3 protein-coding genes are annotated in these 2944 nt (G+C 30.4%); all 3 read right to left on the bottom strand.

The genetic code is table 11. The features are described from left to right. Nucleotides 1–145 precede the first annotated feature (145 nt). Nucleotides 146–1780: a MobQ family relaxase gene (gene mobQ / locus KHW44_RS08020; protein ID WP_304068165.1), complete on the bottom strand. Its 1635-nt coding sequence runs from the start codon at nt 1778–1780 to the stop codon at nt 146–148. A 394-nt stretch (nt 1781–2174) separates the two neighbouring features. After that, entirely contained in the window at nt 2175–2465 is a 291-nt protein-coding gene (locus KHW44_RS08015) for a DUF3847 domain-containing protein (RefSeq protein ID WP_002840797.1), read from the bottom strand. An 84-nt stretch (nt 2466–2549) separates the two neighbouring features. Further along, nucleotides 2550–2944, bottom strand: a 395-nt coding sequence (locus KHW44_RS08010; RefSeq protein ID WP_304068162.1) for a hypothetical protein, incomplete at its 5' end; no start/stop codon positions are given.

The raw sequence follows: 2944 nt of genomic DNA, 5'->3' as shown, positions 1-2944 counted from the left end.
TTTATATGTTTTGTATGTTCCATCTTGATCTGCTTTTATGAGTTCATCTATTAGCTCTTGCCTTTTATTCATCTCTATTACCTCCTAGATCTGCCTTTATTTTCTTGCTCATATTATAGCTTGGATAAGATATTTTTACCAGGTCTTATCTTTCTTGATTTTTGTAGTAGTCTTTAGTCATTTGTCTTTTTTTATTAAACTTATCACTATCTTGCTTATATTCTTTTATTTTTTCTATGATACTTTCTTTCTCTCCCCTCTTGATTGCCTTGTCAATTTCTATTGATAGGTCAATACCATATTCTCCATTAACTACTTCTACTGCATATTTAATATGATTTATTTCCTTGTATCTTTCCCTTATCTTTTCTGACTCTGTATTTAATTTACTGATTTCATTTTCTAAGCTTTTAATTTCTCCTAACCATTCTTTTTCTCTTAAATTTTTCTTTCCGCTGATTTTTTCAATTAAGTTTCTTGCCCTTATATTTTGGTCTATTTCCTTTTGATTATTCTTGTAGAAGCTTTCTTTGAATATTTTCTTGCTTTCATATTCTTGATAGGTTGCTTTTGTTTTTCTTACGGTCTTTGCATAGGCTAAACATTTGTTAAGGTCTTCTATCTTTTGACTGTTTTCTTTTATGGTCTTATATATTTCAGAGTTTTTACTTCTTAGGGTATTTATATGTCCTTGTAGGTCTGATATGGTTTTTATTTTGTTTTCTCTTAGATAATTTATTCCACTTGCATATCTTTTTAGATCACAGATTGCTTTGTTTCTTTTGCCATAAAATGATAATTCAGCTCTATTATTTTCTTGCATTTCTTGATAGAAGCTTAAATATTCATAGAGGTTAAAGAGTCCTGATTCATTTTCTATTTGCTTTTTACTTTGGTCTTTATATTCCTTGTATGATTCTTTTAGCTTCTCTTTGAAGCCTGCTAACCAAGATGTTATTTTCTTTATTTCATTGCCTATGTTTTTTAATAGTTCATTTTGTTTTTTTATTTCACGATTTATATCTCCTTTTTCTGTTCTTATTCCTTTTCTTTCCATTGCACTAGCACTTGCTCCTAAATGTATTGTAGGTATTTGTTTTATGCCTTGTCTTTTAAAACTCCTATGGTCTACTCTTTTTTCTATTTTGTTTTTTGCTAGATATTCATTGCAAAGGTCTGAAAAATTTTCTCTCCATTTTTCTACATTGCCTTTATCGTTCCAGGTTGTTAGTTCTACTTTTCTTGTCTTAGGTTTTCCATTTTTGTTTAATACTTTTTCTCCTTTTTCATCTAGGATATATTCTTTTTTACTTTTTTGTCCCCATGTTCCATCTTTATTTATTGGTCTTACTATAGTCATTATATGAGCGTGAATGTTTTGATTTCCCTCTCTACTTTCATCATGAATTGCTAGGTCTACTATCATTCCTTCTTTTACAAAGTTGGTTTGTATATATTCTTCTATCATCTTTTTATTTTCTTCTATGCTTAACTCTTTTGGTAGGGATATGATAAAGTTTCTTGCAAGTTGGGCATTAGAGTTTTTCTCAAATAGTTCTACCGAGTTCCACAATGTTTTTCGGTCTTTATATTCTTCTGGTGCGTGATCTGGTAAAAATATTTCTTTGCTAATTACTCCTTGTTTTTTGGTGTAGTCATGGGTTACTCCGTCCCATTCATTTTTTATTTTTTCTCCACTTATATATGCTGCACTTGCTACTGCACTTTTCCCTTTTCCTCTTGATATTATGTTTACTGAAAAATGAAAACTGTCTGTCATTTTTTATCACTTCCTTTCTTTTTTTGTTGTTTTAGGTGGAGGCTTAATAGATTTTTATATCCTCTTTGTGAATGAGCGTTTTGAAATGATAGAATAGAAAAAGCCGACTACTGAATTTTCAACTCTTGTTGTTTCAGTGTGTCGGCTTGCCGTCTGATTACGTTTCAAAATTTTAATGTCAAGGGCTGAGCGGTAGCGAAGTGCATTTTACCCTTGACATTGAAAAAGCGAACGATTATTTTTCGTTCAGCTCCTCGGATAACATCAAAGAAAAAATGCTTCAGCTTTTTTCTTTACTCCCGGTAGGGCAAAAGCACCGCAGGTCGCAAGCACCCTTTAGGGTGTATAATTGCGCCCTTAGAAATCTAAGGGAGATTTAATTATTTTATTTTTCTTAATTTTCTCTCATTATTTTTAGTGTTTCTTTAAATTCTTTTGTTTTTGTTGCTTCTTCTAGTAGGATTTTTATTTCTTCATCTGTTAGTTTTTCTGCATTTTCTATAAGGCTTTCTAAGATTGCTCCTCTTGTTATGAGCCTATGAGTTCTTTCTTTTCTTCTTTTTACTATGTCTTGTTTTAATATATTCTTTTCTTGATTTTTTAGTTGCCTTAATCTTTCTTCTTTATCGTCAATTTTATCTTTTATTTCTTTTGACTCTTGTCTTATTTGTTCTAATTTTTTCATACTAATTTCCTTTCTTGTAATAAAAAAGACGACTAGATTTTTACTTTTCTAATCGTCTTTTTTCTAAATATTGTAAATTTCTATTTAAACCAGAATGGTCAGTAAATATGCCAAAATTAGACTCATGAAAAAGAATATTATAACTTTTGTAATCTGACTTTTCGCATTAAACCCAAAATTATCATATCCCTTGGCACCAATCGTCTGTGGATAAACTTTAGTCGGTAATTTTAACTTGGTAAGCATGAGGTAATCAAAAAATATAATATCAAAAAGCTTATATCCTTCAAATAATATTAAAAATCTAACAAAGGCTTGCTGAAAAGTTAAACTAAATTTTACTGTATCAACAATTGCCCAGACTAGAACGGCTATAATGGCTAGCAATCCAAGTATCATGATAAGTCCGCCGATTATATTGACCCAAATCGGTTTATCTGGCAACTTACTCATCATAACTTTGATATCATCAGGTGCGC

It is taken from the genome of Finegoldia magna (genome assembly GCF_018371055.1).
Lineage (GTDB): Bacteria > Bacillota > Clostridia > Tissierellales > Peptoniphilaceae > Finegoldia > Finegoldia magna_I.
The sequence above is the reverse complement of the archived record's forward strand: the minus strand, read 5'-3'. Positions and strand labels throughout refer to the sequence as shown.